We start from the raw sequence: 4,029 nt of genomic DNA, 5'->3' as shown, positions 1-4,029 counted from the left end.
TAAATTTGATTGAATAGGCCCACTATTCGCACAAATTTATCGAAAAAATGGCCTCGTTCTACTGAATTTTATTCTTGACCACTATTCTCGGTCAGCCTCCTAGAGTCATGGACACAAAAATCATTTCTCCTCAAAAAGAGAGAAATGATTTTTAACACAGATAGAATTAAGAACTGAAATGCAGGGAAAATCTGACTTGCTCATTCACCCCAGATAGTCGACCAGAGTTTTGAACAGGTTGTCACGATCAATAGGCTTGGTTAGATAATCATCCATGCCTTTGGATAACGCCTTATTTTTTAACTCATCGATGGCATGGGCACTGAGGCCGATAATGGTATGCTTTTCTATTCCAGCTTCCTGCTCAAACTGTCTGATCGCTTCGGTAGCAGAATAACCATCCATAACAGGCATTTCACAATCCATGAGAACCAGATCCCAGTTGTCCGGATTCTCCTTGTACTTGTCCAGAGCTTCCTGGCCATTTCCCGCAAACACCGGCTCAATATTCACTTTCTTAAGTAACTTTTTCAGCACCAGCTGATTGGCGGGATTATCTTCAGCCACCAAGACCTTCTTGTTATTCAGTACGCCTGACTCAGCGATTTGGGAAGCATCCATGATTCAACCTGCTTAAAATGATTACCTTACTTTCAGATTAGCGGTTAACCCAACGATTACATTAATACATCCAAGACTCAGTCACTGTTGATTAGTCTTAATACACCCCCATATATACCCATTGGATTTCAAGATGCTACTAGGCGACAAGTGAGCGAAGCCCTGTGAGCCTAAAAATAGTAGGTGATCAGGGTGAGCGAACGCTGGCAACAACGTAGCATCTTGAAAGTCGATGGATATACAGTACAAATTCGCTTTTTCCTCCCCGTGTTCTACAGGTAATGATATGTCTCAGCCTCTTCAGATCGCATGCCCCAAATGCAGCACACCCAACAGAGTACCCAAAGAACGTCTGTCAGAGGGAGGCATTTGCGGCAAGTGCAGAAACAAACTCTTTGACGGCAAGCCGGTAGAGCTCAACTCTGGTAATTTCAAACGCTTCCTGGCCCAAACCGATGTACCGGTAGTGGTAGACTTCTGGGCCCCCTGGTGCGGCCCTTGTAAGACCATGGCTCCTGCATTCGCAGAAGCCGCCCGTGAGCTCGAACCGAATATCAGACTGGTCAAGCTGGACACCCAGAAACACCAGCAAATTGCAGCCCAATTGAATATTCGAAGTATTCCTACCCTGATTGCATTCAAAAACGGGAAAGAAACCAGTAGAACTTCCGGAGCGCTGCCTGCAACACAGTTGAAAAAATGGATTAAGAATGCCGCAAAAAAGCCGTAGCGAATAAAACTAACAGCGATAATAAATAGATCAACCATTCTCTTCGACTATTCTTAAAGAACGACGAAAAACAGCATACAGGGACAGTATGGGTTTGATCGACAAAACCTCAGGCCAGGGTCCACAGTGGGTGCAACCTGAGGGCATCAAGCGGGTTTCTAACGGTGGCAGAGTCCAGGCGCTGCGTGACATCGTCAACAAAATGCCCTTTTTTAAAGACCAGATGACCCCAAAAAGGAAATCCATCCATGAGCGGGGCATAAAAGTTATGCCACCGATGTCAAACCTGCTGACTAAAGCTTCAACCAAACCTCGCAGACCTGCACCGCCGCCTGCTCCAAAGCCAGAACAACAATCAAGCATTCAGCAGAATATTCCCCACAGACCCAGGAGCCAGGCTCTTACAGAAAGTCCACTGGCCGCTAAAACGCTTTTAAGCCGAGCGGTGAGTCAACCTGAAACGCCCATAACAAACACATTGCCTCAAGCCGCCTCTATACAAAAAGCAACTCGTAACCTGCTTGACCATCACCTGCCTAAAATAACGTCAGCAACTGACCCGCAAGCACAATACCGGGAACTCATAAATTCCTTCAAACCCAGTACTTGCGTTGAAGGTGATGACGAGTTTTCAGAAGTACAGTCTGCCCTCAGGCATTCAGCTCAAGAACTTGGAAATCCGAAGCTTGCAGATGATCCTGCTGTAATGAAAGATCTTCAGAAACACTTTTACCGACGCCTGGTGACAGAAGGCGCGAAACTTCTAACGTCAGAAAGTTCTGGAAGAACCGTTAAAAAAGCCCCGCCAACACCACCTGTTCGTACCAGCTCATTACCGGGTTATGTACCTCCGGCAGCAAAAAGTACACAGCCACCGGGCATGCAGAAGACTCCGGTTGCACCCACCGAGAAAGACGTTATTCCCACTCTGGAAAAAACTCTTTCCAAGCCTGAACAAAAAGCAACGTCTCCATCACCCAATCCCATTGAGCCAGAAACGCCCGCCCCAATCAGTGAAATTTCTCTACCAGGTAAACGTCTGAGAAAAAAACGAGCGGCTCTGGATGCGCCTGCTAAATACATGTCAAAAAGTCTTACCCGACATAAGGACACACCATGGAAAGAGCAGATGCCCAAATTCTTCACCCGCTATGTAAGAGCCATGGCACTGACAGGTGCCTCTGAAAAAGCTAATGTCGATAAGCAATGGTATAACCATGAAGTGCCGGGGGCTTCATTCTTCAGTAAGAACAGCAGTGCCTCAGATACCCAGAAAGAACTTCGCCATCGACTGGAAGACATCGCTTTTCAGGAGGGTAATTCTCTGACAGGTTTTTATCGTTTCTTTGATCAACACCAGCTTGGCAGAAACGTTCGGATGGCAGCGGTCAGCCAGATGTTGTTACCTTTATCAGAGCACGGTCACCTGGACCCAATGACCCTGCAAGACCTTGAACCCAATTCAGGCACTGAAGTATCGCAATGGTTGAATCAGCAACTGGATGGTATTTCCCAGCAGGAATACCAAAACTACGCGACACTGCTGGGTAGCCTAAAAGACAGAACGGAGAGTCAGTACAGAGTACACCTTAATAACACACCATTTGGTGAAGTACCGCTTGAAAGCATTACGGTCAAAACTCATGGTAAAGGGGTATTCAGAGTAGCTCGAGTCAACAGCTTTCAGTACACCCTCAATCATTGTACGCCCTGGTTAGCATCGGCCCATCCCGTCACTGACCGATTTGCTGAGTTACGCCTGAGAGATACAATGGGTGGAACCAGCCAAAAACTCACTGCCGACCAGCTCGAAGACTTGAATAGTCAGGCTAAACAGTTATTGAATGAAATGAGCCAGATGAATATGAACAAGGTACCCAAGAGTGTTCAGGACACCATGGCTACAGAAAAGAAAAGTCTGGAGAAAATCGTCGAGAAATACCAACAGCTGGCAAAGTAATACGCTTTCTGACACTCATCCCCCTGCATTCATCACCGATATATACCCATAGGCTTTCAAAAAACATCAGAGATACCTGGGTGTAACCCGCAGCTATTTACACCCGGGTCTTTCAATGCCTCTTTCACTATGAACTTCAGATTCGGAAAACTTGAAATAGCAATACATATAAATCTGTTCAGACCTGCTCTGAACGTTCACTGGAACCTGCCTGAAAAAACAACGAACAGCTCATTAACCAGAGCATGAAAATGGGAAGTCCTACTGCAATTAAGCTGTGCAAGATCCAACTTTCCTTACGTTCTTGAACTGCTGGATCGCTATCAGGATTATGACGTTTCAACAGAACGATTCGCACACAACCTGACCACTGTCAGACTGTTGTCCCCCCAGAGCAAACAATGGGTACAAGGCTGGCTTCAAAAACAATTAATCAGACAGTTGTCACTCAGTGCTTCACCTGATTATTTCCTGACGTTGCTATCCACGCTCCATCATCGGGATAAACACTGGACTGATGACATGATCCTCTGGATCTCCGAACAATCAGAGAGATGGCCAGGAGCCTGACCGAGAATAGGCAGGTCGGCCTAAAATCCAGAAAGAACGGCCCATTTTTCCGATAAATTTGATTGAATAGGCCCACTATTCGCACAAATTTATCGAAAAAATGGCCTCGTTCTACTGAATTTTATTCTTGACCACTATTCTCGGTCAG

The 4,029-nt window shown here is 46.1% G+C and carries 3 protein-coding genes; 2 read left to right on the top strand and 1 reads right to left on the bottom strand.

Translation table 11 applies throughout. The features are described from left to right. Window positions 1-204 precede the first annotated feature (204 nt). Window positions 205-621, bottom strand: a complete 417-nt coding sequence (locus tag GZ78_RS26930; RefSeq protein WP_034843436.1) for a response regulator — start codon at window positions 619-621, stop codon at window positions 205-207. A gap of 286 nt (window positions 622-907) precedes the next feature. Here GZ78_RS26930 and trxC point away from each other — a divergent pair, with 286 nt between their 5' ends. Both trxC and GZ78_RS26920 read left to right on the top strand, forming a co-directional pair. After that, the gene (gene trxC / locus GZ78_RS26925) at window positions 908-1,351 is read left to right on the top strand and encodes a thioredoxin TrxC (protein WP_034843434.1); all 444 of its coding nucleotides are present in this window, start codon (window positions 908-910) and stop codon (window positions 1,349-1,351) included. An 88-nt stretch (window positions 1,352-1,439) separates the two neighbouring features. Beyond that, window positions 1,440-3,311, top strand: a complete 1,872-nt coding sequence (locus GZ78_RS26920; protein ID WP_034843432.1) for a hypothetical protein — start codon at window positions 1,440-1,442, stop codon at window positions 3,309-3,311. Window positions 3,312-4,029 lie beyond the last annotated feature (718 nt).

Source organism: Endozoicomonas numazuensis (genome assembly GCF_000722635.1).
GTDB lineage: Bacteria > Pseudomonadota > Gammaproteobacteria > Pseudomonadales > Endozoicomonadaceae > Endozoicomonas_A > Endozoicomonas_A numazuensis.
Note: the sequence above shows the minus strand (reverse complement) of the source record. Positions and strands in the feature narration are given on the sequence as shown.